Source organism: Micromonospora sp. NPDC049799 (genome assembly GCF_040656655.1).
GTDB lineage: Bacteria > Actinomycetota > Actinomycetes > Mycobacteriales > Micromonosporaceae > Micromonospora.
The window spans coordinates 1-2,890 of sequence record NZ_JBFAMU010000578.1 but is presented as its reverse complement, the minus strand read 5'-3'; the positions used below and the strand labels follow the sequence as shown (position 1 = coordinate 2,890).

The window sequence follows — 2,890 nt, the reverse complement described above, 5'->3', positions numbered from 1 at the left end:
GCCCGGCCGGGGAACGGCCGGGCGGACCCGCTGCCGTGGGGCTCAGATGAGGTTGGCGAGCGCGGCCCAGGTGTTGGGGCCGGGGACGCCGTCGACGGGGCCGGTGTACCCGCCGAGCTGCGCCATCCGCTGCAGGGCGGCGTACGTGTTGATGCCGGGGACGCCGTCGATCGGGCCGGTGTAGCCGTAGCCGGTCACCACCTTCTGCACGCCCTTCCAGGAGTTGACGCCCAGCACGCCGTCGGCCGGTCCGGTGTACCCGCCGAGCTTGGCCAGCCGCTGCAGCGCGGCGTAGGTGTTGGTGCCGGGAATACCGTCGATCGGGCCGGTGTAGCCGAACCCGCGCAGGACGGTCTGGATGCCCTTCCACGAGTTGACGCCCAGCGCTCCGTCGATGGGACCGGTGTAGCCGCCCTTCTGCGCCAGACGCTGCAGCGCGGCGTAGGTGTTCGCCCCGGGGAGCCCGTCGATCGGGCCCGTGTAGCCGTAACCGCGCATCACCTGCTGCACACCCGACCAGGTGTACGTGCCGGGCGCACCGTCCACCGGGCCGGTGTATCCGCCGGCCTGCGCGATCTCCTGGAGGATCACACCCTCCGACGCCGACGGGATCGGGGTCACGTTGCCGCTGTCCGCCGGGTAGCCGCCCAGCCCGAGCTTGCCCGTGATGAACTCCCACGCCCGCGCCACGACCGCGCTGCGCAGGTAGGTGGAGTTGTGCACGGTCCAGTCCCACTCGAAGAGGTTCGCCCCGCCTTCGTCGTGGTCGCAGATCGTGTCACGGTCGTAGCAGAAGGAGCGCAGGCGTGAGGCGACCCAGTTGAGGGTGCCCGGCGCCCGGTAGCGGACCCCCGGCCCGTCGCCGGAGTTGCGCCAGTCGTTGAAGCTTTCCCCGTCGCGGTAGCCGGGGTCACCGTAGAAGACCACGGCGGCGATCCTGTTCTTCGCCGCAGTGCTCAGGTCGACCGGAACGGCAGCCTGCGGATTGATGACGTAGTTCGGGTTGAGGGCCTCACCGATGACGGTCGCTCCCTGGGAGAATCCCAGCAGCACCGTGCGCGAGCTCGGGCAGCTGACGGCGAGCTTGTTGAGCTCGTCCCGAAGGTTCGCCACCCCCACGGTCAGGTCCTGGCTCCAGAAGGCGCCGTAGATCAGACCGGCGGCCCGGACCTGAAGGCCGGACGTCGCCTTCAGCTCGGTGATCAGCGGAGGCAGAGCCAACGTCCCGAAGCCGCCGCTCGTGTAGGTGTTGCCGAACGGCCCGGTGCCATCCTTACCGGGGTCCTCGTTGGTGCCGCGCGCGCCGATGACGACGACCTGCGCGCACGTGGCCGTGGTCGTACCGGCTGACGCCGGGGCGGCGGTCACGGTCACCGCCGTACCCACCACGACGGAGGCGAGCGCGGCGAACGCGCTGAGCCGCCTGATGGGCCTGCTACTGACTGTCATGCGAGTCTCCTGCTTTCGGGGGCGGGACGATCAGGGGATGAGCGGAACGACCACCTGACGAGGCCGCGGAGCCCGTTGATCACAACCCACCGCCGGTGGGGCGACAACCCAACGAAATCGCAGAATGCGGTGCTACCCGTCGGGGGTGGCGGCGGTCCGGGGCAGGGTCAACACCGGAATCCGGGCGACGAGCTCACTACCTTCGGCCGCGCCGCTGGCATACCATGATCGCCACGTTTCCGGGACCCGCGGCAACCCAACGAATCCGCGAATCTCGCGGCTGGGGCCCTCGACCACATGAGGGAGGAACATGAGCAGCCGGAGCAGGCTGTGGCGTGTTGCGGAGCTGCCGACGACCAGGGCCGGCGTGGAGCGGGCGTTCTCGTACTTCGTCGCCGGGGTCCGCATCGGCACGCTCGCCCAGATGATCCCCGCCGTGCACGCCGGCGTCACCACGTCACCGCACGGCATCGCCTACGCCGTCTGCTGGGCGGCCGCGGCGCTCGCCTCGGTCGCGGTGAGCGTGGCGACGCTGGTACGCCGCCGACCCCTCGGCGCGGCGGTCTCCGCGTTGGACTACACGCTGGCCTGTCTGCTGCTTCTGCTCGGGCCGCTGGTGCTGGTGCCGGGGGAGCGCTTCGGCACCTGGGTCGCCTACCAGCCCGGCTACGCGCTGTCGGTCATCATCACCGCCGGCGGCGTACGCAGCGTCGCCCTGTGGGCGGGCGGCATGTTCGGCATCGCCGCCTGCTACCTGGTGTACCTCGGCGGCGCGTTCAGCGGGGAGATGATCTCCACCGCGGTCGGCAACATCCTGACCTTTGTGGTGTACGCGCTGGTCGCCCGCATGTTCTTCGGCTACACCCGCCGCATCGCCCACGACGCCGACACCTCGCGGGCCCGCGCCGCCGAACTGGCCCGTCGCGAGGAGGAACGCCGCGCCCAGGTGATGATGCACAACGGCGTCGCCGTGATGCGCATGCTCACCGAGCCGGGCACCGACGCGGCGCGCTCGCGGCTGCTGGACCTGGCTGAGGTCGAGGTGCAGCGCATGCGCTCCTACCTGCGCGGTCGCCCGCCCGACCGGGACGGCGACGGGTCCGACACCGCGCTCGCCGCGATCATCGAGCGGGCGTGCGAGCGCTTCGCCGATCTGCCGGTCGAGACCCTGCTCGACCTCGGTGCCGGGGTGCGCCTGTCCGCCGGGGACGCCGAGGCCGTCGAGCGCGCGCTGGACAGCCTGCTGCTCAACGTACGGGCACACGCCCGCGCCGACGGCGTCGTGGTCCACCTCGACCAGGGCCCGGACGGCGGCTGGACGCTGACCGTGCGCGACGACGGCGTCGGCTTCGACCCCGCGGCGGTACGAAGCCCGAGGTGATGCCCGTCGCCCCTCGACCACCCGGACCGTGATCGGCTTCCCGTCGGCGTCGAACAGGCG

Annotated in this window: 2 protein-coding genes; one reads left to right on the top strand and one right to left on the bottom strand. The window is 71.4% G+C overall.

The genetic code is table 11. The features are described from left to right. Window positions 1-42 precede the first annotated feature (42 nt). Window positions 43-1,449, bottom strand: coding sequence for a cutinase family protein (locus tag AB0I76_RS26640; RefSeq protein ID WP_357040901.1), 1,407 nt, complete (start codon window positions 1,447-1,449; stop codon window positions 43-45). Between the two features lie 310 nt (window positions 1,450-1,759). Between AB0I76_RS26640 and AB0I76_RS26635 the strand changes: the two genes are divergently transcribed. Further along, a complete protein-coding gene (locus tag AB0I76_RS26635; RefSeq protein WP_357040898.1) occupies window positions 1,760-2,830 on the top strand; it encodes an ATP-binding protein in 1,071 nt (356 codons plus the stop codon). The last annotated feature ends 60 nt before the right edge of the window (window positions 2,831-2,890 follow it).

Coding starts and splice junctions, on each gene's coding strand:
- AB0I76_RS26640 (WP_357040901.1), bottom strand. CDS start 1,449: ATGACAGTCAGTAGCAGGCCCATCAGGCGGCTCAGCGCGTTCGCCGCG.
- AB0I76_RS26635 (WP_357040898.1), top strand. CDS start 1,760: ATGAGCAGCCGGAGCAGGCTGTGGCGTGTTGCGGAGCTGCCGACGACC.